This window comes from Mesorhizobium salmacidum (SeqCode) (genome assembly GCF_037179605.1).
Classification (GTDB): domain Bacteria; phylum Pseudomonadota; class Alphaproteobacteria; order Rhizobiales; family Rhizobiaceae; genus Mesorhizobium; species Mesorhizobium salmacidum.
Map to the genome: position 1 here is coordinate 96,666 of NZ_JAPYKS010000002.1, position 25,420 is coordinate 122,085.

Genomic DNA, 25,420 nt, shown 5'->3' on the forward strand with positions numbered 1-25,420 from the left:
CACTGAGTCCGAGTCTCCCGGCAGGTTGCCCCCCCAGACGGAAAACGCGGGTAACGCGTCGAACGACTCAAATCAGGAAACGCTTTAGGGTAGAGAATCAGAGAGTTGATTCACTGGCAAGTACTTATGATTCCGAGAGATTCACTTTCTGAGAAAATGGATGCGAAAACCGTGTCGCTGAGTCTTTGCAGCAACGATTTCACGGCATTTCGATCCTCTTGAAGTTCACGCATCACGTGAACTTCAAGATGCGCTAGAGGAGCTGGCCGAGGAACTCCTGCACGGCATGCCCGGAGCGGAAATCGCCGATGCGCTTGATCTCCCACTGCAACCGGATGCCGGAATGCTCGAGCACCCGCGCGCGCACCGTCTCGCCGAGATATTCGAGATCGTAGCCGGTCGCGGTTCCGGTGTTGATCATGAAGTTGCAGTGCATCGGCGACATCTGCGCGCCGCCGATCATCAGGCCGCGGCAACCCGCCTTGTCGATTTCCTTCCAGGCCGAGGTGCCTTCGGGATTCTTGAAGGTCGAGCCGCCGGTCTTCTCGCGGATCGGCTGCACGGTCTCGCGATGGTTCTGCACCGCATCCATCGCCGTCTTGATCACCGCTTTGTCCTCGGCAAAGCCTTCGAAAACGGCCGAGGTGAAGATCAGCCCGACGGGCGCCGCCGAATGGCGGTAGGCATATCCCATCTCGGCATTGCTCAGCGTCTGGACATTGCCCTTGCGGTCGAGCGCCCGCACCTCGACGACGCGCTCGCGCGTCTCGACGCCATTGGCGCCGGCATTCATCCTGAGCGCCCCGCCAATGGCGCCCGGAATGCCGTGGTAGAAATGGAAGCCGCCAATGCCGGCCTCGAGCGCCACCGCCGCCACACGCTTGTCGGGCGTGGCGGCACCTGCCTTGATCCTGATCGGGGACATGACTTCTGGCTCGCCAAAGCCCTTCGCGGAAAGCCTGACGACAAAACCCGGGATGCCGCCGTCGCGGACCAGAAGGTTCGAACCGACGCCGACGATCGTCAGGGGGATCTCTTCGGGAACCGCCCTGAGGAACGCCGTAAGGTCCTCCTCATCCGCGGGCTGGAACAGCGCCTCGGCAAGGCCGCCTGCCCGGAACCAGGTGATCTTGTCCATCTCGGCATTCGGCGTGATGCGACCGCGCAGGCCGGCCAGCCGGTCGCCAAGTCTGTCGATCAGGGCCTGGCCGTTCATCATGAGGCGGCAAGCTCCTTCGGCAGAGCATAGGCCCATTGGGTGATATTGCCGGCGCCCAGGAAGACGACGAAGTCGCCTGGCTTGGCGATGTCGCGGATGACAGGCGCGATATCCGCCGGCCCTTCGATGTAGCGGGCATCGCGATGGCCACCGGCGCGGATGCGCGACACCAGCGCGTCCGAGGTCACGCCGTCGATCGGCTCTTCGCCGGCGGCGTAGACCGGGGCGACCATCACCGTGTCAGCATCGTTGAAGCAGGCGGAGAACTCGTTGAACAGATCGTGCAGCCGGGTGAAGCGGTGCGGCTGGGCGATGGCGATGACGCGCCCGTTGGTGGCGCTGCGCGCCGCCTTCAGCACCGCCGAGATCTCAACCGGGTGGTGGCCGTAGTCGTCGAACACGTCGACACCATTCCAGGAACCGGTATGCGTGAAGCGGCGCTTGACGCCGGCGAAGGACGACAGACCCTTCTTGATCGCCTCGGCGGAGAGGCCGAGTTCGTGCGCGACCGCGATCGCGGCCGTCGCGTTGGACACATTGTGGTGACCAGGCATCGGCAGGCGCAGGCCCGCTATCGTTGTCTGGCCGCGCCCCTTGCGGTCGCGGATGATGACATCGAACTCCGAGGTCGCCCCCGCCATGCGGTGGTTGGTGAAGCGCACGTCGGCCTGTGCGTTCTCGCCATAGGTGATGACGCGCCGGTCCTCGATGCGGCCGACCAGCGCCTGCACTTCCGGGTGATCGGTGCACATCACGCCGAAGCCATAGAAAGGCACGTTCTCGACGAACTGGCGGAACGCTTCGCGCACATTGTCGAAATTGCCATAATGATCGAGATGCTCGGGATCGATGTTGGTGACGACCGCGATGTCGGCCGGCAGCTTGAGGAAGGTGCCGTCGCTTTCGTCGGCTTCGACCACCATCCACTCGCCGTCGCCCATGCGCGCATTGGTGCCATAGGCATTGATGATGCCGCCATTGATGACGGTCGGGTCGAGCCCACCGGCTTCAAGCAGTGTCGCCACCATCGAGGTCGTCGTCGTCTTGCCATGCGTGCCGCCGATGGCAACAGCCTGGCGGAAACGCATCAGCTCGGCAAGCATCTCGGCGCGGCGCACGATCGGCAACAGTTTTTCACGCGCCGCCTTCAGTTCGGGATTCGACTTCTTGATCGCGGTCGAGACGACGATGACCTCGGCGTCACCGAGATTCTCGGCCTTGTGGCCGACGAAGCATTCGATGCCCTTGTCGCGCAGCCGCTGCACATTGGCGCTGTCGGCTTGGTCGGACCCTTGCACCTTGTAGCCGAGATTGTGCAGCACCTCGGCGATGCCGCTCATGCCGATGCCGCCAATGCCGATGAAATGCACGAGGCCAATGGTCTGCGGCATTTTCATGGGTGCGTTCCCTTCCTGAAATCCGATACTGTTTTGCGGGACGCAATAGCCTCTGTGAGGTCGGCGAGCAACCGTGCCGCGTCGGGCCTGCCGACCGACTTGGCCGCGGCGGCCATCGTCGCTAGCCGCTCCGGTTGGTCCATCAGGGCGCCGAGCAGTGCCGCGATACGCTCGGACGAAAGCGACGATTGCACATGCACTTCGCCGCCGCCGGCGGCAGCGAGCGCTGCCGCATTCGCTGCCTGATCGTGGTCGAGCGCAAAGGGATAGGGGACCAGCAGCGCCGGCCGGCCGATAACGGCGATCTCCGAGACAGTCGAGGCGCCGGAACGCGAGATCACCAGATGCGCCGCCGCAATGCGCGCCGCCATGTCGGTAAAGAACGGCGAGACCTCGACGGCGACGCCGAGCGCGGCATAAGCCGCCTTCACCCGCGCCACGTCGTCCGCTCGAGCTTGTTGGGTAATGACGAGGCGTCTGCGCTGTGCATCGGAAAGCAGCGCGACTGCCCCCGGCATCGCATCGGAAAAGAATTGCGCGCCCTGGCTGCCGCCGAACACCAGCAGGCGGAAAGGCTCATCCCCGATTGAAGCCACGTAAGGTGTCCTGGCTGCTTCGAGCACAGCCGGCCTGACCGGATTGCCGGTCGTCACCGTCTTGGCGCCGGCCGCACTCTCATCCTGCGGCAGGAAGCCGCCGGCGATCGCATCGACACGGCCCGACAGCGCCCGGTTGGCGCGCCCCATCACCGCGTTCTGCTCATGGATCAGCGTCGGAACCTTGCGCCGCGTCGCCGCATAAAGCGGCGGCAAGGTCGGATAGCCGCCAAAGCCCACGACGGCCTCCGGCTTGATCCTGCCGATGATGGCGGAGGCCTGACGCACGCCGCTCCAGATTTTCCAGAAGGCGCCAAGCAGGGTGAAGGGATTTTTCGAGCCTAACGTCGCCGACTGGATCGGGTGGACGGCCGCCGCCGGGAAACGGGCGGCAAACCGCTCGGCCCGGGTGTCGGTCGCCAGATGCACCGCCCAGCCGCGCTCGATCAGTTCGTGCGCCAGCGCTTCGGCTGGAAACAGATGTCCGCCGGTTCCACCCGCCGCGAGAAGGATAACGCCTCTGGCCATGTCACTCCGCCGGCATGGCGCGCTGCGGCAGCGCAAAGCCCATCTGCTTGCGCTTTTCCGGCCGCTTGCGTGTCAGCGCCAGCACCATGCCCATCGATATGGCGATGGCGATCTGCGAGGAGCCGCCATAGGAGATGAAGGGCAGCGTCATGCCCTTGGCCGGCACCAGTTGCAGGTTGACGCACATGTTGATGACGGCCTGCAAGCCGAACACGGTGACCAGACCGCCGACGGCATAGCGGGTGAAGTCGTCATGCTCCTTGAGCGCCGTGTTGAGACCGCGCAGCACGATGAAGGCGAAGATCGACATGATGAAGAAGCACATGATCAGCCCGAACTCCTCGCCCGCGACCGAGAAGACGAAGTCGGCATGGCTGTCGGGGATGACCCGCTTGACGGTGCCCTCGCCCGGCCCGACGCCGAACCAGCCGCCATTGATCAGCGCATCGCGGCCCATGTCGACCTGGAACGTGTCGCCTTCGCCGGTGAGGAACTTGTCGATGCGCAGCGCGACGTGCGGAAACACCGTATAGGCGGCGAAGACACCGCCGACGCCGGCGGCTCCCAGCACGATGATCCAAAGCCATGGCAGTCCCGCCATGAAGAACATAATGCCCCAGGTGCCGGTGGTCAGCATGGTCTGACCAAGGTCCGGCTGCGCTACCAGCAGCGACACGACCAAGACCAGGAGCAGCATGGCGAACAGATTGCCGGGAATGTCGGGCTGGCGCTTGTGTTCGGCGAACAGCCAGGCGCACATGATGACGAAGGCCGGTTTGAGGAATTCCGAAGGCTGGATCGACAGGCCGGCGAGCGATACCCAGCGGCGCGCGCCCTTCACCTCGACGCCGACATAGAGCACCGCCACCATCAGCACCAGCATGAGGCACAGCATGATCAGCGACATGCGCCGGATCTGCCTGGAATCGAGGAAGGAGACCGCCAGCATCACGCCGAGCGCAGGCACGGTGAAGATGATCTGTCGGGTGGCGAAATGGAAACTGTCGAGGCCGATGCGTTCGGCGACCGCGGGGCTTGCCGCGAAGGACAACACGATGCCGAGCCCCATCAGCGACAGGAACGCTGCCAGGAACCAGCGATCGATGGTCCACCACCAGGTTGCGACCGGACTTTTGTCGAGACGGCTCTGCATTATCGTGCCCCTCCGATGGGTTTGACACCATCTATAGCGCTCGCAGCTTGCCTGAAGGCTTCGCCGCGGACCTCGAAATTCTTGAACTGGTCGAAACTGGCGCAGGCCGGCGACAACAGCACCACTGCCTCGCCGCTGTCGTCTTTGGCCGCGTCATGCGCGGCATGCTCGACCGCGGCGGCCAGCGTGCCCGAGATCTCATAAGGCACGGCCTCGCCGAGCGTCGCCGAAAAGGCGGGTGCGGCCTCGCCGATCAGATAGGCCTTGGCGATGCGCGGGAAGAAGCCGCGCAGCGGCTCGATGCCACCTTCCTTCGGCAGGCCGCCGGCGATCCAGTAGATGCGGCTGAAGCTGGACAGCGCGGGTGCCGCGGCATCGGCATTGGTCGCCTTGGAATCGTTGACGAACAGCACATGGTCCTTGCGGCCAACCTGCTCCATGCGATGGGCGAGACCCGGAAAGCTTTCCAGTCCGGACTGGATCTCGCCGAGGTCGAGCCCGACCTTGAGGCAGGCGGCGACGGCGGCTAGAGCGTTCTGCGCATTGTGCTGGCCGCGCAGCGAGCCGATGCCTTCGAGGAAGGCGATCCGGCTGTAGCGGCCATGCACGGCCTCCATCATGTTGGTGCCGTCGGCGAAATAGCCGTCGGTCAGCGGCAGACGCTTGGAAATGCGGATGACCTGCCGCCCTGCCCGCTCCAGCCGATCGGCGATCTGCGCGCACCAGGAATCGTCGATGCCGATGATCGCCGTCTCGCTGCCCGCCACCAGCCGCTCCTTGATCGAGGCGTAGTGCTGCATGGTGCCGTGGCGGTCGAGATGGTCGGGCGTCAGATTGAGCAGGATGCCGGCCGTCGGATTGATCGAGGGCGCAAGGTCGATCTGGTAGGATGAGCATTCGACCACGTAGTGGCGATCGGGCTTCGGCGGATCGAGCGTCATCACCGCGCGGCCGATATTGCCGCCCATCTGCGTGTCGCGTCCGGAGGCCTTGAGAATATGCGCCGTCAGCGCGGTCGTTGTCGACTTGCCGTTGGTGCCGGTGATGGCGATGAAGGGAGCATCCGGCGAACACTGCGTCCGCTCCCTGCAGAACAACTCGATATCCCCGATGACCTCGACGCCCGCCCCGCGCGCCAATTCCACGGTCCAGTGCGGCTTGGGATGGGTCAGCGGCACGCCGGGCGACAGCACGAAGGCGGAAAACCCAGCCCAGTCGGCGCCACGCAGATCGCCAGTGGCGATACCGGTGGCGGCCGCCTTGGCGACACTGTCGGGATTGTCATCCCAGGCCAGCACCTCAGTGCCGCCCTCGATCAGCGCGCGCGCCGTGGCGATCCCCGAGCCGCCGAGCCCGAAGAGCGAAACACGCTTGCCTGCGAAGGATGCGGCGGGGATCAAATGGCAGCCTATCTGAGCTTGAGGGTGGAGAGGCCGACCAGCGCCAGGATGACGGCGATGATCCAGAAGCGGATCACCACCTGGCTTTCGGTCCAGCCGAGCTTTTCAAAATGATGATGGATCGGCGCCATCAGGAACACGCGCTTGCCGGTCATCTTGAAGTAGCCGACCTGGATGATGACCGAGAGGATTTCGACCACGAACAGACCGCCGACGATGACGAGCACGATCTCGTGCTTGGTGGCGACCGCGACCGTGCCGATCAGGCCGCCCATGGCGAGCGACCCGGTGTCGCCCATGAAGATCGCCGCAGGCGGCGCGTTGAACCAGAGGAAGCCGAGGCCGGCGCCGATGACCGCGCCAAGCACGACCGCCAGTTCACCGGTGCCGGGCACGAAATGGATCTGCAGATATTCGGCGAACACCGCGTTGCCCGAGAGATAGGCGATGACGCCGAAGGACGCCGCCGCGATCATGATCGGCACGATCGCCAGACCGTCGAGGCCGTCGGTCAGATTCACCGCATTGCCGGCGCCGACGATGACGAAGCAGGAGAACGGAATGAAGAACCAGCCGAGGTTGATGATGAATTCCTTGGCGAAGGGGAAGGTCAGCGACGACGAAAACGGCGCCTGGCCATTGTGCATGATCGCCCAGGCGGCGATGCCGGCGATAATGAATTCCAACGCAAGCCGCGCCTTGCCGGAGAAGCCGAGATGCGACTGCTTCGTCACCTTCAGATAATCGTCGTAGAAGCCGATCGAGCCGAAGCCGAGTGTCACCAACAGCACCACCCAGACATAGATGCTCGACAGGTTCGCCCACAAAAGCGACGAGCCGATGATGCCGGACAGGATCATCAGGCCGCCCATGGTCGGCGTGCCCGCCTTCTTGAAATGCGTCTGCGGCCCGTCGGCGCGGATCGGTTGACCCTTGCCTTGCCTGAGCCGCAGCGAATTGATGATGGTCGGCCCGAAGATGAAGACGATCAGCGCCGAGGTGATCAGCGCGCCGCCGGTGCGGAACGTGATGTAGCGGAAGACATTGAAGACAGAGACCTTGTCCGCGAAATCGACCAGCAGTGTGAACATGCGCTTTCGTTCCCCGACTAGGTCTGGTTACTGGTTATCGTCTTGGCCGGGAATTTGCCCAGCAGCGCATCGACCAGTTTTGCAAAACCGATGCCCTTCGACGATTTGATCATCACCACGTCGCCCGGCTTCAGCGCGGCGAGCAGCACCGGCTTCAACTCCTCGACGCCGGCGCGGTATTCCGTCCTGATATCGCCCGGCAGCGCTTCCGCCAGCGACCGCATTTCCGGCCCGCCGAGAAAGACTGTCCGCGTGCCCGTGCCGACGATGAGATCGGCAAGAGCGGCATGCAGCTTGGCCGAGTGGTCGCCGAGCTCCAGCATGTCGCCAAGCACGGCGATGCGCCTGCCCTCGCCCGTCACCGGCGTCGCATTGAGCAGCGCCATGGCAGCCGCCATCGAGGCCGGATTGGCGTTGTAGCTCTCGTCGATCAGCGTGATTTGGCCACCGGGCTGGTCCGAAGCCGAGCCGCCGGGGTGCTGCAGCACGTGGCGCTTGCCGCGCCCGCGCTCGGCCGAGAGATCGGCCAGCGCCAATGCAACCTTGTTGAGATCGGCGCCAACCAGATGCGCGGCGCCAAGCACCGCCAGCACGTTCTGCACCATGTGCCGGCCGGGAGCTCCGATACGGGCGATCATATCGTGGCCGCTGATCCTGGCGGCGATGTCGGAATGATCGGCATGCAACTCGCACTTGACCAGCTTGAAGGTCGAGCGAGCATTCTCGCCGAAGCCATAGACATGCTCGACGCCGGCAGCCTGTGCCATCTTGTCCAGCAGCTTGAAACGCGCATCGTCGCGGTTGAGCACCGCGGCACCGCCGGGCTCCAGACCCTCGAAAATCTCGGCCTTGGCCTTGGCGATCTCGTCCAGATTGCGAAAGAAGCCAAGATGCGCGGCCGCGATCATGGTGACGATGGCGACATGCGGCCGCACCATCTTCGCCAGCGGCCGGATCTCGCCGGGATGGTTCATGCCGATCTCGAACACGGCATAGTCGCAGTCAGCCGGCATGCGAGCCAGGGTCAGCGGCACCCCCCAATGGTTGTTGAAGGACTGCGCCGAGGCATGCACCTTGCCGACGGCCGAAAGCACGTGGCGAAGCGCCTCCTTGGTTGTGGTCTTGCCCGCGGAGCCGGTTACCGCGATGATCCTGGCTTGCGAGCGGGCGCGCGCCGCGACGCCGAGCTTTTCCAGCGCAACCAGCACGTCCTCGACGACGATGATCGGCGCCGTCAGCCGGCCAAGAGACGGCAGCTTGCCTTCCGCCACCACCAGCACGCCGGCGCCGGCCTTGATGGCGGCGGTGACGAAGTCATGGCCGTCCATCGCCTCGCCCTTGATGGCGAAGAAGGCCTCGCCCGGCTGCAGGCTGCGGCTGTCGATCGAAATGCCCGATATGCCTTCGGGCATGGGGCCGAGCGGCCGCCCGTCCGTGGCGGCAACCAGCGCTTCCGATGTCCACAGCAAACTCATGCGGCACGCTCCCTGAGCGCGGCGCGCACTTCCTCATGGTCGGAAAAATGCAGGGTTTCAGAGCCGATCGTCTGGCCTTCCTCATGGCCCTTGCCGGCCACGATCAGCGTGTCGCCGGCATGCAGCATGCCGACAGCCTCGTGGATTGCCTTGCGCCGGTCACCGATCTCGATGGCACCGGGCGCGGCGGCGAGAATGGCGGCGCGGATGGTCTCGGGCACTTCGGAGCGCGGATTGTCGTCGGTGACGATGACGACATCGGCGAGCCGGGTCGCGATCTCGCCCATGATCGGTCGTTTTCCCCGGTCACGATCGCCACCGCAGCCGAACACGACCATCACGCGCCCGGTGGTGAACGGACGCACCGAGGACAGAACATTCTCCAGCGCATCGGGCTTGTGGGCGTAATCGACATAGACCGGCGCGCCGCTCGCCGTGGTGCCGACCAGATCTAGCCGGCCCGGCGCGCCTTTCAATTTCTCCAATGCCGCCAAGGTTTTGGCGACAGGTGTTCCTGTGGAAATGGCAAGCCCCGCCGAAACCAGCGCATTCGCTATCTGGAAATCGCCGGCGAGCGGCAGGTCGATCTCGTGGATCACACCGTCCGCCTCGACCTCGGCACGCTGGCGATGACGCTCATGCTCGACCCGCTTCAGCCTGAGGAAATCGCCATGGCGGCCGACCGTCAGCACATCGAGCCCAGCGGCCCGCGCCGTCTTTATCGTCGGTTCCGACCACGGATCGTCGGCGAAGACGACGGCCGGTGCGCCCTTCGGCAGCAGCGTGTCGAACAGGCGCAATTTGGCGCGATGATAATCCTCGATCGTCGGATGGTAATCCATGTGGTCGCGGCCGAGATTGGTGAAGCCGCCAGCCGAGAGCTTAACCCCATCGAGGCGGCGCTGGTCGAGCCCGTGGCTGGAGGCTTCCATCGAAGCGTGGGTAACGCCGCCATCGGCCAATTCCCTCAGCAACTGGTGCAGGGCGATCGGATCGGGTGTCGTCAGCGAACCATATTCGTTGCGGCCGGGCGCAACCACGCCGGTGGTGCCGATCGAGGCGGCTGCGTATCCCGCCTGCTCCCATATCTGCCTGGTGAAGGCGGCGACCGACGTCTTGCCGCTGGTACCGGTCACGGCGACCATGGTTTGCGGCTGTCTGCGGAAGTAGCGGGCGGCACTCAACGCCAGTGCCAGGCGCGGATCATCTACCGCCAGCACCGGAACCGGCAAATCGGCAAGGGCGCTGCCCGCGACGATCGCGGCAGCGCCACGCCGGGCCGCGTCGGCGGCGTAGCTGGCGCCATCGGCCCTGGTGCCGGCAAGCGCGAAAAAGAGGACGCCCGGTTTTACCTGGCGGGAATCCGACGAGATGCCGGAAACCTCCAGATCGGCGGAAGCTGTTCCTTCGACTGGCAGGATACCGGCTAGATCTTTGAGCTTCATCGAGTTCCGTTCACCGCAACAAAATAGCGCGCAGTTGCCGGCGCGCCCCAAGAATCACTGATAGGAAACCAGCGTTGCACCATTTTCATGGCTGAAATCTGGCTTCACGCCAAGCATGGCCGCTGCACGCCTGATGATATTGCCTGCCATTACCCCTGCATTGTTGGCCGCGACGTCGGTCATCCCGGGCTTTTCCGGATGCGGGGCGTCGGCGATCGTGAACACCAGATATTGCGGATCGTCCATCGGGAAGGCGGCGACAAAGGTGTTGAAATTCAACTCCTTCGAGTAACGGCCATTGATGACCTTCTCGGCCGTTCCGGTCTTGCCGCCGACGCGGTAGCCGGGAACCCGGGCGTTTCTGGCCGAACCCTTCTCGGCGTTGAGCGAATAGAGGTAGCGCATGCCCTCGACAGTTTTTTCGGCAACCACTTTCTTGGCCGCCGCCATCGCATCCTCTTGGCTGCGGACCAGGAATGTCGGCTGCATCAGGAATCCGCCATTGACCAGCGCCGCGCAGCCGACAGCCGCTTGCAGCGGCGTCGTCGACACGCCATGGCCGAAGGCGATGGTGAACGAATTGACCTGCTTCCAGACCTTCGGCTCGGTCGGGCGGGCAACTTCGGGCAGTTCGGTCTGCATCTTCTCCAGAATGCCGAGGCGATGCAGGAATTCGCGATGCGCCTCGATGCCGACCAGCTCGGCCTCCCTGGCCGACCCGATATTGGAGGAATAGAGGAACACCTCCGGCAACGACAGCACGCGGTTCTTGCCGTGGAAATCGTGAATGGCCTGGTGGCCGACCCGGATTGGATGCGAAGCGTCGAAGCGGCTCGACATCGTCGCCTTGCCGGAATCGAGCGCCATGGCCGAGGTGAAGCTCTTGAATGTCGAGCCCATCTCATAGAGTCCCGCCGACATCCGGTTGAGCCGGTCCTTGTCCTGCGCATTGTAGGGATTGTTCGGATCGAAATCCGGCACCGACGCCATGGCCACCACTTCGCCGGTCTTGACGTTGAGCACGACGGCGCCAGCCCCCATGGCGCGATAGCGTTCCAGGCCGGCGGCGATCTCGTCGCGCACCACATGCTGGACGCGCAGATCGATCGAAAGCTTGACCGGCCTGAGATCCTTCGCCACCGCCAGGCCCGACGCCTGCAGGTCGCTCAGGCCCTGCTCATCGATATATTTCTCCATGCCGGAGATGCCCTGGTTGTCGATGTTGGTCAGGCCGACAATGTAGGATGAGGTTTCGCCGCTCGGATAAAAACGGCGCTTTTCGGTGCGGAAGCCAAAACCGGGAATGCCGAGCTGCATGATGTCGGCCTGCTGCTTGGGCGTCAGCTGCCGCTGCAGCCAGACGAAGCCGGCGCCGCTCTTCAGCTTGTGATAGGTCTGCTCGTAGTCGATTTCGGGCAGCACCGTCGACAGCTTCTCGATCGCCTCGTCGGCATCGACGATGCGGCGCGGCTCGGCGAACAGCGACGCTGTCTTGATGTCGGTGGCCAGCACTTCGCCGTTGCGATCGACAATGTCGGGACGTGACGCGGTCACCCGGCTTTGCGGACCGCCCGACAGATCGGGTGTCTGGAAACCGAGATAGACCAGCCGCCCGGATATGGTCGAGAAAATGCCGAAGAATACCGCCATCGTCATCACGATGCGCGCCTTGCCCTTGCCGCCGGTCGCTTTGCGGGCGCCTTCGACCACGATCGACCCGTCCTCGCCCGTCCTGGCGCGGCCTACCGTGGCGAAGCGTTTCAGCAGTTTGCCGATCATTGGGCGATGTCTCCGGTCACGACGGGATCCTTGTCGCCCAAGGGCGCCTTGTCGGAATTGTCGGCCATGGCGCCCTGGCGCCCGTTCAGGATGTCCTGGATGTCGAGGGCCTTGGCCGGCAGGTCGCCCAGGCCCACGATCTGCCGGGCACTGACCGGCTCCAAAGCGAGCTGCGATTTGTAGAGCTCAGCGAGCTTCTGCAGCCGCGACGGCTGGGTGAGCAGGCTCCAGTCGGCCTTGAGAAGGTCGATCGTGTCCTCCTCGTAACGTATCTCGGCATGGATCTTCTGCACGGCCGCCAACTGGTCCTCGGCCTCGCGCTTGGCCTTGTAGGTCAGGGCGGCGGCCGAAACCATGACGGCGATCAGGATGATATCGCTGGTACGAAACACGTGCTTACCTCTCCCCTGGCCGGTCGATGCCAGGAAGTTTTGGAAGGCCGAAGATCGAGAAATCGCCGCTGCGCGCAGGCGCCTCGGTGCGGATCGCGGCACGCAGCCTGGCCGAGCGGGCGCGCGGGTTGGCCGCAATCTCGGCGTCGCCTGCCGTCACGCCGCCACCAGCCTTGCGGAAGGTCGCGGTGCGCGCCTGCGCCTCCGGCATGTGGCGCGAGCCGGTCATGACGTCGGCGCGGTCGGCGATGAAACGCTTGACGATGCGGTCTTCCAGCGAATGGAACGTCACCACGACAAGGCGGCCGCCAGGCTTCAGCGCGCGTTCGGCCGCGAACAGCGCCTTGGCCAATTCACCGAGCTCGTCATTGACGAAGATGCGCAGCGCCTGGAAGACGCGCGTCGCCGGATGGATCTTGTCCTTCGGCGCGCGGCCGATATGCGTCTCGATCGCGTCGGCGAGTTCCAGCGTTCGCTCGAACGGGCGTTTTTCCCGGCGCGCCTCGATCATGCGGGCGATACGGCCGGCGTGACGCTCCTCGCCGAGGAAGCCGAAGATGCGGGCAAGGTCGCCCGGCTTGAAACTGTTGACGACATCGGCGGCGCTCAGTCCCGCCTGCGCCATGCGCATGTCGAGCGGTCCGTCGTTGCGGAAGGAAAAGCCGCGCTCGGCCTGGTCGAGCTGCATCGAGGAGACGCCGATGTCGAGCACGACGCCATCGGCGCTTTCGACGTGTTCGTCGAGCGTCGAGAACGGCGCCTGCACGAGCCGCAGCCGGCCCCCGGACCGCGCCTCGAGGTCGCGGCCGGCCGCGATGGCATCCGGATCGCGGTCGATGGCAACGACGGACGCGCCCGCCGCCAGGATGGCCTTGGTGTAGCCGCCGGCGCCGAACGTACCGTCGATGATGATGTCGCCCTCTGCCGGCGCCAGCGCTTCCAGCACTTCGCCAAGGAGGACCGGAATGTGGCGGACCGATCCGCCAACGGCGTTGATATCATCGCCGTGGCCCACCGTCATTCCGGTCGCTCCCCAGCCTTGGCCTCGTGAGCCTTCGTCCCCTGCCGAAGCTGCAAAAGCCTGGCCCGCGCCTGCGCCCCATAGGTCGCAAGCCGTCCCGGCTCCCAGATCTGAAAGAAATTGCCGCGCCCGACAAAGGCCACCTCCGCCGAGATGCCGGCATGCTCGCGAATGAAATCGGTCATGGTGATGCGGCCGTCCTGGTCGAGTTTCAGGAATGCGCCGTCGCCATGGCAGAAGAACGACATGTCGTCCGCAGTCTGCAGGAACGGGTCTTCCCGCGCGATGCGCTGCTCGTAGCGGTCGAGCAGATCGAGCCCGCCGACATCCATCGCCGGCAGGTCCAGGCAGCGCAGCGCGTAGAGATCCGAATAGCCGCGCTTCTGCACCACGGCACGAAAATGCGCAGGAACGGACACCCGCCCCTTCGCATCGATCCTGCTCACCGTGTTCGACAGAAACCGGTCCATCACACGTTGCGGCCGCTTGCGCCGCCGCACCCCTCTTCATCGTGTCGCACGCGCCACAGCCGCGCATTGCCTGCCCCGCACCCACCTCGTCCACACGGGCGAAAACCGGCAAACGCGCAGCCGCCGCGGCTGCCCGATTGGCGTACGCTCTACCCTGACGCGGAACGAAGGCTTTGATGTCTGGATGGGATATCATGGGGTACTATGGGCGTCAACGGGAATAGGCTTCTCAAACACGCGCCTCATGCCGACGAGAAAGGCTTTGACAGCACGTCTCGTCTTTATGGTCTATTAAGCCTAACGAACCGTTTAGAGCCTGCCTGGCCCAACTTGAGGCGCCTTGCCGCGAGCCGCGGCCGGGCATAGCGTCTCGCCCTTCTCACCGATCACCAAGGGATTTGAAATCAATGTCTGAAACTGCGAAGTCGCGCGCTGCAGCCCTTCCCCATTTGCGTCGCGGCGGGTTTGCCATGGGCGATTCCATTCCCCTGCCCCTGACCATGGCCGCCATTTTCCATGCTCCGGGCGATGCCACCGGCTTCAACCAGTACGGCCGCTTCAGCAACCCGACCTGGGATGCCGTCGAACACATGTTGTCTCATTTGGAAGACGCGCCTTGCGTCGGTTTTCCCTCGGGGATGGCGGCGATCTCGGCGGCATTCTTTGCCGTGCTCAAGGCCGGCGACCATATCCTGCTGCCTTCGGACGGCTACCATACCACCAGGGCGCTGGCCGATCGTTTCCTGAAGCCGCTCGGCGTCACCTACGATGTCAGGCCGACATCGACTTTCCTCGACGGCGGCTTCGATGGCTACCGCCTGGCCTTCGTCGAAACGCCAGCCAATCCGGGGCTGGACATCTGCGATATCGCGGCTGTCGCCGAAGCCGTTCACAAGGCCGGCGCGCTGCTGGTGGTCGACAACACGACGATGACGCCCTTCGGCCAGCGCCCTCTCGATCACGGCGCCGATATCGTTGTCGCCGCCGACACCAAGGCGCCCAATGGCCATTCCGACGTGCTGTTCGGCCATGTCGCCAGCCGCAATGCGGATATCATCGCCGCCGTGACCGGCTGGCGCGAGGTCTCGGGCAGCATCCCCGGGCCATTCGAAGCCTGGCTGGTGCATCGCGGCCTGGAAACACTCGATGTGCGCTTCGACCGTATGTGCTCATCGGCGGAAGTGATCGCGCGGCGCCTGCAGGGGCATCGGGCGATCACCGGCCTGCGCTATCCCGGACTGGAAGGCGATCCCTCGCACAATCTTGCCCGCGCCCAGATGGAGCGCTTCGGCTTCCTCATCTCCTTCGAACTCGCTTCCGAGCAGAAAGCCGAGGATTTCATCAACAATTGCAGCCTGATGCAGGCCGCGACCTCCTTCGGTGGCGTCCACACCTCGGCCGAGCGGCGTTTGAAGCGAGGTGACGCGGTTCCGGCCGGCTTCGTTCGCTTGTCGGTAGGCTGTGAGCCCGTGGAAGAACTCTGGAAGGCGATCGAGGCCTCGCTGGGCAGGATCAGCGGCTGACAGATCGACAAGCGGTTCAGCGTTGATGGAAACGCCGAACCGCTCTAACTCTTTGTCTTTACGCAATTCCGCAAGGGAAAGCGCTACGCGCTTTTCCCGGGAAAGGCGCTACGCGCTTTCCTGGAATCGCTCTACGAGCCGAGGTCATCGGCTTCGATGTTGCGACGACCATGCAGCACGCGAAGAATTTCGATCGCATCACCGCCGACCCGGTACAAGGTGAGATATTCGCCGACAATCAGATGGCGGATATCCGGCGCTATGTCGTCGCGCGGCGCACCTGAGAAGGGATGCAAGGTCAGCAAATCCCAACGTCTTTCCAGCGCATCCACGAGGCGAACAGCAGCGCGCAGATCGTGGTTGGCGATGTAATCGCCGATGCTTTCGAGATCGACGGTGGCTTGAGGAAGCAGTCGGTATTTCACTCCCGAAAGCCTTTGGCCTCGGCCATCTTCAAGTATTTCGCGCGCAATCGTTCGATGATTGGCTGGCCGTCTTGCCCAGGCCCGCTGTCGATCCCCTCCTGCACCAGCTTGCGCAGTTCCTCGACCGTGTAGCCCATCAGGTCGCGGCGGTCCTTCCATTGCCTCAACGCATCGCGGATCACCTCGCTCGCCGAGGCGTATTCTCCAGCCGCGACCACATCGTCGACCGCCTGCGCCAGTTCCGGCGAAAGTGTGATGCTGCGTTTGTCGACCTGACCCATGATAGGCTCCTGATGAAGAGCCGTGATGGTACGATTTAATCGCACCAGCTTCAAGAAAGTCGACGGAAAAATCTCGTTCTTGTGGCGATGCAAAGTAGCGCCGCGCGCTTGGATAAGAAGTTGCACCCATGGGTGCAACCTTCTGATACGAAAGACTTAATCCTAGATATAGCGGAGAGAAACTGCCAGCTGGCCTGTAAGCCGGGTTTTGTATGGCCCTCGCCCCTTGCGAGGCGAGAACGTGGCGGCCATTCATCTTGGGCGCATGTTGCCATGCGCCTCACGCAACCTACCCGGACGGTGAGCCGGAAACAGCCCTCGAGGGTTTCCCCTCGCACCGCCCCTATTCGGTCTTGCTCCCGGTGGGGTTTACCGTGCCGCTCCTGTTGCCAGTCGCGCGGTGGGCTCTTACCCCACCCTTTCACCCTTACCCCGACAAAGTCGTGGCGGTTTGCTTTCTGTGGCACTTTCCCTGGGGTCGCCCCCGCCGGCCATTAACCGGCACCGTGTCTCCATGGAGCCCGGACTTTCCTCACCCGCGGCCTTTCGGCGTTTGCGGGTGCGGCCGCCCGGCCAGCTGGCAGGGCGTATAAAGGGGTTCACACCACAAAACGCAACCGAAAAAGCCGGTCGTGACCGGTTCTTGTCAAGCCGGCGCGCCGACAGCCGCCAACTGAACCTTGACCTTGCTGCAGTAAGCCGCCGAAACCGGGTTCATCCGGGTGGCGCCATGGCCGGCATTGTATTTCAGGATCGTGCCGCAGGTCGTGCCACCGCCGAGGTCGCGCGCCATGGCGAGGTACTTCATGCCGTATTTGATGTTGGTGTCGGGATCGAACAGGCCTTTGGCCGACCCGCTGTAACCCATCATGCGCGCGGTTGCCGGCTTGATCTGCATCAGGCCGATCTCGCCGGCGCCGCCGACCATGTTCGGCCGGTAGTTGCTTTCGATCTGGATCACGGCGTTGGCCAGCGACACCGGAACGCCATAGCTCGCCGCGTAGCGGGCGACAATCGCGGAATACTGGCCGCCGCTCGTCACTGCCGCGGTCGCCGCAGCGACGTTGCTGAGACCGATCGATGCCGTCGTCGTCATGTCCACGGTTTTGCGACCGCGCTTTGTCTGCCTCTTGGCAGAGGATTTCCTTGCCTTGGTCCAGCTTGCCTTTTCCACTTTCGCGGAAGCCTGCTTCGTCGTCGCCTTAGCACTCTTGCTGCTTTTGGCCGAAATGGCCTTGCCTTTGGCGGGTGCCGCGACGAAGCCCTGGTCGGCCCGCAGGCTGAACGGCGCGGCGTCGGCCGCACTGAAGGCAAAACTCATTACGCCGGCAGCAAGAGCTGCCGTTAAAACCGTCAATTTCTGCATGTGATCCTGTTCTGTTGGGACCGCGCGAAGATTTTCGCGTGGCATTGCTTGATCAATATCGGAACACCCGGGGGGCTGGACGTCCGACAAACTGTACGAAAAGCCCTTTGAAGCCCGATTTGGCGCCAATAAAGGCGGGGCAAGTCACTTTAAGTGACAGTTTGTAACTTTAGGGTCAGGGAGGATTACTTGAATCAGGAATTGACCCAGGGTCAATTCCTGACGGAAGCAAGCAGCTTCTGCAGTGTGCGCATCGTCGAGCCGTCGGCAACTCCGTCGATCCGGCGCGGCCGGAAATGCCGTTGGAAGGCCTCGACCACGACCCGTGTCCGATCGTCGAAAACGCCCGATATCTCGACACCATAGCCATAGAGCGACAGCATCGACTGCAGTGTCTCAACATCGGCACCGCGGTCGCCGGGCTTCAGCGCGGCTCCGCGCCTGACGGGAGCGGCTGGCACGAGATGGCCGACCCCGGCCTTGAACAGCGCGGCCCATGGAAACTTCTCGCCGGGATCAATCTTGCGGCCCGGCGCCACATCGGAGTGCGCCAGCACCCGCTCGGCGCCGATCGCATGCCTCGCGGCAATCCCCTTGCACAACTCGATGACCGCGGTGATCTGACGTTTCGGAAAGCCGGGATAGCCCAGTGAGTGGCCCGGATTGACGATTTCGATGCCGACCGAGCAGGAATTGATGTCGGTGCGTCCGAACCAGGAACTCTGGCCGGCGTGCCAGGCGCGGTCGCTTTCCCGGACCATCTGCACGATGTGGCCATTCTCATGGACGAGATAATGCGATGAGACTTCACTCGCCGGGTCGCACAGCCAGGCTTCGGCCCCGGTACCACTCGCCATACCGGTATAGTGCAGCACGATCATGTCGGGCTTCTGCGCGTCGCGCCTTGGCCCGAAATTCGGCGATACCCTGACCTCGGCGCTCGGCTCGTCGGGCAGGAAGCCGGTCATGCGTGCCGCAGGCCCCGCTCGATCATCTCATAGGCGGCGTTGATCGCCGCGACCCTGGTCGTCGCGATCTTGATGAATTCCTGCGGCAACCCGCGCGCGATCAACCGATCCGGATGGTTGTCCGACACCAGCTTGCGATAGCGTTTTCTAACCTCTTCGAACGGCTTGCCGCGCTCGATGCCGAGCACGACATAGGGGTCGCCTGCGCCAAGATTGACGTGCCGCGCCAAGATCGATTCGTAATGCGTCTCATCGATGCGGAAGATCTCGGCGATACGGTGCAGGAAGATGCCTTCGCGCTCATGCACCAGCCCATCGGCCTTGGCGATGTGGAACAGGCCATCGAGTATGTCTTCCAGCATCACGCAATTGGAGTGCCCGGAGCCGCAGAGCTGCGCCATGCGCTCGGCATAGGTTTCGAAACCGGCCACGTCCCGCTGGGCGAGATCGAACAGCCGCGCAACGTTGCGCGTCTCTTTCGGCGGCACTTCGAAGATTTCCTGAAAGGCGCGTACCTCATCCTGGGTGACGATGCCGTCGGCCTTGGCCATCTTGGCCGAAAGCGCGATCATCGCCACCGAGAAGGCGACGCGGCGGCGCAAGTCGGCGTCGCCGGAAAAAACCGTGCGCACAGCCTCGACCACATCGGCGACGCCAGAGGTGGTTGAAGACGAAACCTGCGTGATGAAGTCGCCGAGGCGGTCCCAAATCGACATGGCCCGCTTCATAGAGCCAACCGATCCTCGCTATCAAGTCAATAACAGCCATCTGTCGGGTCTGTGAACGAGAGGCGCACTGCCGGTGCCTATACGAGAAAGGCCGGCGTAGAGCCGGCCTTCCTCCCAAGGCACTTACTGCTTACAAACTACTGCGCGGGCGCAGGAGCAGGCGTTGCCGGAGCCGGCTCGGCAGGCTTGGTCGAATTGTCAGCCGGAGCCGCGGGCTTCATCGGCTGCTCGGCAGGCGGCGGATTGGTGCTCTGCGTTGTGGTGTTGTCGGTGCCTGTGCCGCTGTCGCTGCAGGCCGCGACGCCCAGCAGGGCAAGGGCGGACAGGGAAGCAAGAACGAGCTTTTTCATAACATCTCTCCTTCGACACACGTTCACGTTGCGGTGAACGGTCGAGGGACAAATGCCCGAGATGGCCATGGGTTTCGTAACGTTGCGTTTCCACCTGTAACATCAATGGCATGCAAGCGTTATTGCTGCCGGCGCTTCGGCGCTTTAACAACGACACCGGAAACGGAATACCGGAGACAGCCGCATGACCGCGAAATGGGATTTCTGGATCGATCGCGGCGGCACCTTCACCGATATTATCGGCCGTGACCCGCAAGGCGGGCTGCATCCGCGCAAGCTGCTGTCTGAGAATCCCGAAGCCTATGCCGATGCCGCCATTCAAGGCATTCGCGACCTGCTCGGCCTTGACACCGTCGCCGCGATCCCGTCCGGCCTGATCGGCGACATCAAGATGGGAACCACGGTGGCCACCAACGCCCTTCTGGAGCGCAAGGGCGACCGCGTCTTGCTGCTCATCACCAGGGGGTTTCGCGATGCGCTCAGGATCGCCTACCAGGCGCGACCCGACATTTTCGCCAAGGAGATCATCCTCCCCGAGCAACTCTACGAGCGCGTCATCGAGATCGACGAGCGTGTGCTCGCCGACGGCTGCGTCGAACGGTTGCTCGACATATCGGCTTGCCGGCCGGCCATAGAACAAGCGAAAGCCGATGGCATCGATGCCATTGCCATCGTCTTCATGCATGCCTGGAAATATCCCGATCACGAGAAGGCGGTGGCCAAGGTCTGCCGCAAGCTTGGTTTCGGCCAGGTCTCGGTCAGCCACGAGGTCTCGCCGCTGATCAAACTGGTCGGCCGCGGCGACACCGCGGTGGTGGATGCTTATCTGTCACCCATCCTCTCACGCTACGTACAACGGGTGGCGGGAGAACTGGGTGCGGCGGGAGAAAACGACGAATCCCCTCGCCTCATGTTCATGATGTCTTCTGGCGGCCTCACCGCCGCCGACATGTTCCAGGGCAAGGACGCGCTGCTGTCGGGCCCGGCCGGCGGCGTGGTCGGCATGGTCGAGACGGCGAAGCTCGCCGGTTTCGACAAGGTCATCGGCTTCGACATGGGCGGCACGTCCACGGACGTCGCCCACTATGACGGCGAGTATGAGCGTGCCTTCGACACCGAGGTCGCCGGCGTGCGTGTCCGCGCGCCGATGATGCGCATCCACACCGTCGCCGCCGGCGGCGGCTCGATCCTGCATTACGAGGCCGGCCGTTTCCGCGTCGGACCGGACTCCGCTGGCGCCAATCCCGGCCCCGCCGCGTACCGGCGCGGCGGCCCGCTGGCCGTCACCGATGCCAACGTCATGCTGGGCAAGCTGCGGCCCGATTTCTTCCCGTCGATCTTCGGCCCTGGCCAGGACGCGCCGCTCGACGCGGAAACCGTGCGCGCGAAATTCACGGCTCTCGCCGCCGGGATCGGTGACGGTCGCTCGCCCGAAGCGGTCGCCGAAGGCTTCGTCACCATCGCGGTCGAGAACATGGCCAATGCGATCAAGAAGATTTCGGTGCAGCGCGGCTACGACGTCACCGAATATCTCCTGAACTGTTTCGGCGGCGCCGGTGGACAGCACGCCTGCCTGGTCGCCGACGCGCTCGGCATGGAGGCGGTGCTGATCCATCCCTTCTCCGGCCTGCTTTCGGCCTACGGTATCGGCTTGGCCTCGGTCTTTGCCTCGCGCCAGCAGGCGCTGCTGAAGCCTCTCGCCGAGGAATCCAGAACGGAAATCGGCGGCCTCATCGCGACCTTGAAAAAGGCCGTGATCGCGGAGTTGGCGGCACAAGGCATCACCGAGGGCTCGGTTTCCACCAGGCCCGTACTGCACATTCGCTATGACGGCACTGACACGGCACTGCCGGTGAATTTCGAGGCAGACTCGATCTTCCAGGCCAGGCGCGATTTCGATATCGCCCACAAGGCACAATTCGGCTTCGTCTATGACGACAAGCCAATGATCGTCGAGACCGTCGGCGTCGAAGGCACCGAAACCGGCCAGATCAGCGCTGAGGCCTTTGCGGCTGCCGGACCTGCAAGGGTCAAGTCAGCCACTTCCGAGACCAGGCGCATCTACACGGAAGGCCGGTGGCATGAAGCTGGCGTCTACCGTCGTGAGACCCTCGGACCGTCCAATCTGGTCGCCGGGCCCGCCTTGATCATCGAACCGAACCAGACCATCGTCGTCGAGCCGGGCTGGCAAGCCGAAATCACCAACCTCAATCACGTGGTCATACGCCGTACGGAAAAGAAAGCGCGCGCCGCTGCCCTTGGCACTAAAGCCGATCCGGTGATGCTCGAAGTCTTCAACAATCTCTTCATGTCCATCGCGGAGCAAATGGGCGTGACGCTGCAGAACACCGCCTACTCCGTCAATATCAAGGAAAGGCTCGATTTTTCCTGCGCCGTCTTCGACCACACCGGAGCGCTGGTCGCCAATGCCCCGCACATGCCGGTGCATCTCGGCTCCATGGACCGTTCAGTCGAAACCATCATCCGGCTGAACTCCGGCGACATTCATCCCGGCGACGTCTTTGCCTTGAACGCCCCCTATAATGGCGGCACGCATCTGCCCGACATCACCGTGGTGACGCCGGTCTTCGACGATGCCCGGAAAAACATCCTGTTCTGGGCGGCTTCGCGCGGCCACCATGCCGACATTGGCGGCACCGCGCCGGGCTCGATGACGCCGCTCGCCACCACGGTCGACGAGGAAGGCGTGCTGTTCGACAATTTCCGCATCGTCGACCGCGGAAAATTCCGCGAAAAGGAGCTGCACACGCTGCTCACGGACCACCGCTACCCAGCCCGCAACCCGCACCAGAACATCGCCGATCTGAAGGCACAGATCGCCGCCAACGAGAAAGGGGTGGCGGAACTTCGCAAGATGGTGGGGCATTTCGGCCTCGACGTCGTCGAAGCCTATATGGGCCATGTGCAGGACAACGCGGCCGAGAGCGTGCGCCGCGTGCTGGAGCGGCTGCCGGACACGTCGGAGTATGAATATCCGACCGACACCGGCCAGGTCATCAAGGTGAAGATCACCGTCGACCGGCAAAAGCGCGAGGCGACCGTCGACTTCACCTGTACCTCGAAGGTCGAGAAGAACAATTTCAACGCGCCCGAGCCAGTTGCCCGCGCTGCGGTCCTCTATGCGTTCCGCGTCATGGTCGAGGACATGATCCCGATGAATGCGGGATGCCTCAGGCCGATCAATATCGTCATTCCCGACGGCTGCATGCTCAAGCCCACCTACCCTGCCGCCGTCGTCGCCGGCAATGTCGAGACCTCGCAGCACGTCACCAACGCCCTGTTCGGCGCCATGGGCGCGATGGCCAACGCGCAGGGCACGATGAACAACCTGACCTTCGGCAACAAGCAGTATCAGTATTACGAGACGATCTGCTCCGGCTCGCCGGCCGGCCATATGAACTCCGGCCGCGGCTTTGCCGGTACCTCCGGCGTTCACACCCACATGACCAATTCGCGCCTCACCGACCCTGAAGTGCTGGAGCTGCGCTTCCCCGTGGTGCTGGAGGATTTTCACATCCGCCAGGGATCCGGCGGTAAGGGCAAATGGAACGCCGGCGACGGCACCAAACGCACCATTCGCTTCCTCGAGAAGATGGAATGCGCGATCCTGTCCTCGCACCGCAACCGCCCACCGCAAGGGTTAGACGGCGGCGGCGACGGCGAGGTCGGCTCGACCAAGGTGCGCCGCAACGACGGCACGGTCGACGTGCTGAAGGCTTGCGATCAGACCGTGCTCGACGCCGGTGAGGCCGTCATCGTGACCACGCCGACGCCGGGCGGGTTCGGTACGCTGTAAGAAGGCGTCAAAAGGCTGTCACCCGCCTGTCATGACCCTGCGTTACCCGCTTGCGCCAAAGCAAATGGGGAATCACTTTGCCATGACGGACGTCTCCGCAGATCTGGTTTTTCGCCGCGGCAAGGAAGTTGGAAAGGCCGTTTACCAGAACCGCCCGCTTTCGAAAGCCGGCATCTCCGAGCGGCTGTTCGCCTTCCTGTTTTCCGGCCTCGTCTATCCGCAGATCTGGGAAGACCCCGATGTCGACATGGACGCGATGCAGCTTGGCCAGGGCCACCGCATCGTCACCATCGCCTCGGGCGGCTGCAACATCCTCGCCTATCTCACCCGCTCGCCGGCACAGATCGACGCCGTCGATCTCAACGCGGCCCACATCGCGCTGAACCGCATGAAGCTGAAGGCGGTTCGCCATCTGCCTTCGCAAGGTGACCTGTTCCGTTTCTTCGGTGCGGCGGACATGAGCCACAATTCCGAAGCCTACGATCGCTTCATCGCCCCGCACCTCGATCCGGTCAGCCGTCATTACTGGGAGCGCCGCAACTGGCGTGGCAACAGGCGCATTGGCGTTTTCGACCGCAATTTCTACCAGACCGGCCTGCTCGGCCTGTTCATCGCCTTGGGCCACCGCACGGCGAAATTCTTCGGCGTCAACCCGGCCCGCATGATGGAAGCCAGGAACATCGGCGAACAGCGCCGCTTCTTCAACGAGGAGCTGGCGCCGGTCTTCGACAAGAAGCTTCTGAAATGGGCGACGTCGCGAAAAGCCTCGCTGTTCGGCCTCGGCATCCCGCCGGCGCAGTATGACTCGCTGATCACCTCCGGCGACGGCACCATGGCCAGCGTGCTGAAGGCCCGGCTGGAAAAGCTCTCCTGCGATTTCCCCTTGGAAAACAACTACTTCGCTTGGCAGGCTTTCGCCCGCCGCTATCCCGAGCCCGGCGAGGCCGCCTTGCCCGCCTATCTGGAAAAGCGCAACTACGAGACCATCCGCGGCAATATCGACCGCGTCGCCATCCACCATGCCAACCTGATCGAATTCCTCGCCGGCAAGGATGCCGGCGCCGTCGACCGCTTCATCCTGCTCGACGCACAGGACTGGATGACCGACGACCAGCTCAATGCGCTGTGGTTGGAGATCACCCGCACCGCCTCCGCCGGGGCCCGCGTCATCTTCCGCACCGCCGCAGAGCCCAGTCTGCTGCCGGGGCGCGTCTCGACATCGCTGCTCGATCAGTGGGACTATCAGAACGAAGCATCGCGCGAATTCTCGGCCCGCGACCGCTCCGCCATCTATGGCGGCTTCCACCTCTATGTGAAGCGCGCGGCATGAGCACGACGGAGCTGCCGGCCAGCCATGCCGACCTGATGGACGGCGTCTACCGCTGGCAGCGCCATATCTACGACCTGACCCGCAAATATTACCTGCTCGGCCGCGACCGGCTGATCGCGGGGCTGGACGTACCGCCGGGCGGCACCGTTCTGGAGCTTGGCTGCGGCACCGGCCGCAACATCATCCTCGCCGCCCGCGCCTATCCCGACGCCCGTTTCTTCGGCCTCGATATTTCGGCCGAAATGCTGGAAACGGCCGGCAAGGCAATCGACCGCGAAGGCCTCTCGGATCGCGTCACGCTGGCAAGGGGCGACGCCACCGATTTCGATGCAGAGGCGCTTTATGGCGTCGAACAGTTCGACCGCATCTTCGTATCCTATTCGCTATCGATGATCCCGGGCTGGGAGAAGACGGTCTCGGCAGCACTTGCCGCGCTGGCCCCGACGGGCTCGCTGCACATAGTCGATTTCGGCCAGCAGGAAGGTCTGCCGGGCTGGTTCCGCACCTTGCTGCGCGGCTGGCTGAAAAAATTCCACGTCACGCCGCGCGAATCCCTGCGCGACGTTCTGGAATCGGAAGCCGAGCGAACCGGCGCAACCTTCCGTTTTCGCACGCTTTATCGTGGCTATGCCTGGCTGGCGGTCATCGGGCTCGGCATGTGACATC

At 63.7% G+C, this 25,420-nt stretch carries 22 protein-coding genes and 1 other RNA gene; 4 read left to right on the forward strand and 19 right to left on the reverse strand.

Going from position 1 to position 25,420, the window contains the following annotated elements; genetic code table 11:
- Positions 1-253 precede the first annotated feature (253 nt).
- From murB to mraZ, 12 genes are read right to left on the reverse strand one after another with little or no spacing between them, the layout of a single operon-like run.
- Positions 254-1,219, reverse strand: a complete 966-nt coding sequence (gene murB / locus O7A60_RS03080; RefSeq protein WP_337104969.1) for a UDP-N-acetylmuramate dehydrogenase — start codon at positions 1,217-1,219, stop codon at positions 254-256.
- Positions 1,216-2,616 (reverse strand): UDP-N-acetylmuramate--L-alanine ligase, encoded by a 1,401-nt coding sequence (gene murC, locus O7A60_RS03085; protein ID WP_027141649.1) that lies wholly within the window; start codon positions 2,614-2,616, stop codon positions 1,216-1,218. The genes murB and murC overlap by 4 nt, the downstream gene beginning before the upstream one ends.
- On the reverse strand, positions 2,613-3,740 hold the full coding sequence (gene murG / locus O7A60_RS03090; protein ID WP_337104970.1) for an undecaprenyldiphospho-muramoylpentapeptide beta-N-acetylglucosaminyltransferase: 1,128 nt from the start codon (positions 3,738-3,740) through the stop codon (positions 2,613-2,615). The genes murC and murG overlap by 4 nt, the downstream gene beginning before the upstream one ends.
- 1 nt (position 3,741) lies before the next feature.
- Entirely contained in the window at positions 3,742-4,893 is a 1,152-nt protein-coding gene (gene ftsW / locus O7A60_RS03095) for a putative lipid II flippase FtsW (protein ID WP_027051103.1), read from the reverse strand.
- A complete protein-coding gene (murD, locus tag O7A60_RS03100) occupies positions 4,893-6,293 on the reverse strand; it encodes a UDP-N-acetylmuramoyl-L-alanine--D-glutamate ligase (RefSeq protein ID WP_337104971.1) in 1,401 nt (466 codons plus the stop codon). The genes ftsW and murD overlap by 1 nt, the downstream gene beginning before the upstream one ends.
- 8 nt (positions 6,294-6,301) lie before the next feature.
- On the reverse strand, positions 6,302-7,384 hold the full coding sequence (gene mraY / locus O7A60_RS03105; protein ID WP_337104972.1) for a phospho-N-acetylmuramoyl-pentapeptide-transferase: 1,083 nt from the start codon (positions 7,382-7,384) through the stop codon (positions 6,302-6,304).
- 17 nt (positions 7,385-7,401) lie between these two features.
- On the reverse strand, positions 7,402-8,859 hold the full coding sequence (locus tag O7A60_RS03110; RefSeq protein ID WP_337104973.1) for a UDP-N-acetylmuramoylalanyl-D-glutamyl-2,6-diaminopimelate--D-alanyl-D-alanine ligase: 1,458 nt from the start codon (positions 8,857-8,859) through the stop codon (positions 7,402-7,404).
- Positions 8,856-10,304, reverse strand: a complete 1,449-nt coding sequence (locus O7A60_RS03115; RefSeq protein ID WP_337104974.1) for a UDP-N-acetylmuramoyl-L-alanyl-D-glutamate--2,6-diaminopimelate ligase — start codon at positions 10,302-10,304, stop codon at positions 8,856-8,858. Before O7A60_RS03115 ends, O7A60_RS03110 begins: the two co-directional genes overlap by 4 nt.
- A gap of 54 nt (positions 10,305-10,358) precedes the next feature.
- Positions 10,359-12,083 carry a peptidoglycan D,D-transpeptidase FtsI family protein gene (locus O7A60_RS03120; protein WP_140502413.1) on the reverse strand — a complete coding sequence of 575 codons (1,725 nt, stop codon included), beginning with the start codon at positions 12,081-12,083 and terminating at the stop codon, positions 10,359-10,361.
- Entirely contained in the window at positions 12,080-12,475 is a 396-nt protein-coding gene (ftsL, locus tag O7A60_RS03125; RefSeq protein ID WP_027141642.1) for a cell division protein FtsL, read from the reverse strand. The genes O7A60_RS03120 and ftsL overlap by 4 nt, the downstream gene beginning before the upstream one ends.
- A 4-nt stretch (positions 12,476-12,479) precedes the next feature.
- On the reverse strand, positions 12,480-13,496 hold the full coding sequence (gene rsmH, locus O7A60_RS03130; protein ID WP_337104975.1) for a 16S rRNA (cytosine(1402)-N(4))-methyltransferase RsmH: 1,017 nt from the start codon (positions 13,494-13,496) through the stop codon (positions 12,480-12,482).
- The gene (gene mraZ / locus O7A60_RS03135) at positions 13,493-13,966 is read right to left on the reverse strand and encodes a division/cell wall cluster transcriptional repressor MraZ (RefSeq protein ID WP_337104976.1); all 474 of its coding nucleotides are present in this window, start codon (positions 13,964-13,966) and stop codon (positions 13,493-13,495) included. Before mraZ ends, rsmH begins: the two co-directional genes overlap by 4 nt.
- Before the next feature lie 407 nt (positions 13,967-14,373).
- Between mraZ and O7A60_RS03140 the strand changes: the two genes are divergently transcribed.
- Positions 14,374-15,489 carry a cystathionine gamma-lyase gene (locus O7A60_RS03140; protein WP_140715811.1) on the forward strand — a complete coding sequence of 372 codons (1,116 nt, stop codon included), beginning with the start codon at positions 14,374-14,376 and terminating at the stop codon, positions 15,487-15,489.
- A gap of 131 nt (positions 15,490-15,620) precedes the next feature.
- On the opposite strand, the gene O7A60_RS03145 is transcribed toward O7A60_RS03140, so the two are convergent.
- The 7 genes from O7A60_RS03145 to O7A60_RS03175 all read right to left on the reverse strand — a co-directional run bounded on the left by O7A60_RS03145 (position 15,621) and on the right by O7A60_RS03175 (position 19,607).
- Positions 15,621-15,914, reverse strand: coding sequence for a type II toxin-antitoxin system RelE/ParE family toxin (locus O7A60_RS03145; RefSeq protein ID WP_337104977.1), 294 nt, complete (start codon positions 15,912-15,914; stop codon positions 15,621-15,623).
- Positions 15,911-16,195: a type II toxin-antitoxin system ParD family antitoxin gene (locus tag O7A60_RS03150; protein WP_337104978.1), complete on the reverse strand. Its 285-nt coding sequence runs from the start codon at positions 16,193-16,195 to the stop codon at positions 15,911-15,913. The genes O7A60_RS03145 and O7A60_RS03150 overlap by 4 nt, the downstream gene beginning before the upstream one ends.
- 181 nt (positions 16,196-16,376) lie before the next feature.
- Positions 16,377-16,776, reverse strand: an RNA gene (rnpB, locus tag O7A60_RS03155) — RNase P RNA component class A.
- A 65-nt stretch (positions 16,777-16,841) separates the two neighbouring features.
- Positions 16,842-17,561 (reverse strand): lytic transglycosylase domain-containing protein, encoded by a 720-nt coding sequence (locus tag O7A60_RS03160; protein ID WP_337104979.1) that lies wholly within the window; start codon positions 17,559-17,561, stop codon positions 16,842-16,844.
- 212 nt (positions 17,562-17,773) lie between these two features.
- Positions 17,774-18,529 carry a peptidoglycan recognition protein family protein gene (locus tag O7A60_RS03165; RefSeq protein WP_337104980.1) on the reverse strand — a complete coding sequence of 252 codons (756 nt, stop codon included), beginning with the start codon at positions 18,527-18,529 and terminating at the stop codon, positions 17,774-17,776.
- Positions 18,526-19,245 carry a DnaJ family molecular chaperone gene (locus O7A60_RS03170; protein ID WP_337104981.1) on the reverse strand — a complete coding sequence of 240 codons (720 nt, stop codon included), beginning with the start codon at positions 19,243-19,245 and terminating at the stop codon, positions 18,526-18,528. The genes O7A60_RS03165 and O7A60_RS03170 overlap by 4 nt, the downstream gene beginning before the upstream one ends.
- Before the next feature lie 149 nt (positions 19,246-19,394).
- Entirely contained in the window at positions 19,395-19,607 is a 213-nt protein-coding gene (locus tag O7A60_RS03175) for a hypothetical protein (RefSeq protein ID WP_140502402.1), read from the reverse strand.
- Between the two features lie 184 nt (positions 19,608-19,791).
- Here O7A60_RS03175 and O7A60_RS03180 point away from each other — a divergent pair, with 184 nt between their 5' ends.
- From O7A60_RS03180 to O7A60_RS03190, 3 genes are read left to right on the forward strand one after another with little or no spacing between them, the layout of a single operon-like run.
- A complete protein-coding gene (locus tag O7A60_RS03180) occupies positions 19,792-23,424 on the forward strand; it encodes a hydantoinase B/oxoprolinase family protein (protein WP_337104982.1) in 3,633 nt (1,210 codons plus the stop codon).
- Between the two features lie 31 nt (positions 23,425-23,455).
- Positions 23,456-24,754 carry a BtaA family protein gene (locus tag O7A60_RS03185; protein ID WP_337104983.1) on the forward strand — a complete coding sequence of 433 codons (1,299 nt, stop codon included), beginning with the start codon at positions 23,456-23,458 and terminating at the stop codon, positions 24,752-24,754.
- Complete coding sequence (locus O7A60_RS03190) at positions 24,751-25,416, forward strand: class I SAM-dependent methyltransferase (RefSeq protein WP_337104984.1); 666 nt, start codon at positions 24,751-24,753, stop codon at positions 25,414-25,416. Before O7A60_RS03185 ends, O7A60_RS03190 begins: the two co-directional genes overlap by 4 nt.
- Positions 25,417-25,420: the final 4 nt, after the last annotated feature.

Coding starts and splice junctions, on each gene's coding strand:
- murB (WP_337104969.1), bottom strand. CDS start 1,219: ATGATGAACGGCCAGGCCCTGATCGACAGACTTGGCGACCGGCTGGCC.
- murC (WP_027141649.1), bottom strand. CDS start 2,616: ATGAAAATGCCGCAGACCATTGGCCTCGTGCATTTCATCGGCATTGGC.
- murG (WP_337104970.1), bottom strand. CDS start 3,740: ATGGCCAGAGGCGTTATCCTTCTCGCGGCGGGTGGAACCGGCGGACAT.
- ftsW (WP_027051103.1), bottom strand. CDS start 4,893: ATGCAGAGCCGTCTCGACAAAAGTCCGGTCGCAACCTGGTGGTGGACC.
- mraY (WP_337104972.1), bottom strand. CDS start 7,384: ATGTTCACACTGCTGGTCGATTTCGCGGACAAGGTCTCTGTCTTCAAT.
- O7A60_RS03110 (WP_337104973.1), bottom strand. CDS start 8,859: ATGAGTTTGCTGTGGACATCGGAAGCGCTGGTTGCCGCCACGGACGGG.
- O7A60_RS03115 (WP_337104974.1), bottom strand. CDS start 10,304: ATGAAGCTCAAAGATCTAGCCGGTATCCTGCCAGTCGAAGGAACAGCT.
- O7A60_RS03120 (WP_140502413.1), bottom strand. CDS start 12,083: ATGATCGGCAAACTGCTGAAACGCTTCGCCACGGTAGGCCGCGCCAGG.
- rsmH (WP_337104975.1), bottom strand. CDS start 13,496: ATGACGGTGGGCCACGGCGATGATATCAACGCCGTTGGCGGATCGGTC.
- mraZ (WP_337104976.1), bottom strand. CDS start 13,966: ATGGACCGGTTTCTGTCGAACACGGTGAGCAGGATCGATGCGAAGGGG.
- O7A60_RS03140 (WP_140715811.1), top strand. CDS start 14,374: ATGTCTGAAACTGCGAAGTCGCGCGCTGCAGCCCTTCCCCATTTGCGT.
- O7A60_RS03150 (WP_337104978.1), bottom strand. CDS start 16,195: ATGGGTCAGGTCGACAAACGCAGCATCACACTTTCGCCGGAACTGGCG.
- O7A60_RS03160 (WP_337104979.1), bottom strand. CDS start 17,561: ATGCAGAAATTGACGGTTTTAACGGCAGCTCTTGCTGCCGGCGTAATG.
- O7A60_RS03165 (WP_337104980.1), bottom strand. CDS start 18,529: ATGACCGGCTTCCTGCCCGACGAGCCGAGCGCCGAGGTCAGGGTATCG.
- O7A60_RS03170 (WP_337104981.1), bottom strand. CDS start 19,245: ATGTCGATTTGGGACCGCCTCGGCGACTTCATCACGCAGGTTTCGTCT.
- O7A60_RS03175 (WP_140502402.1), bottom strand. CDS start 19,607: ATGAAAAAGCTCGTTCTTGCTTCCCTGTCCGCCCTTGCCCTGCTGGGC.
- O7A60_RS03180 (WP_337104982.1), top strand. CDS start 19,792: ATGACCGCGAAATGGGATTTCTGGATCGATCGCGGCGGCACCTTCACC.
- O7A60_RS03185 (WP_337104983.1), top strand. CDS start 23,456: ATGACCCTGCGTTACCCGCTTGCGCCAAAGCAAATGGGGAATCACTTT.
- O7A60_RS03190 (WP_337104984.1), top strand. CDS start 24,751: ATGAGCACGACGGAGCTGCCGGCCAGCCATGCCGACCTGATGGACGGC.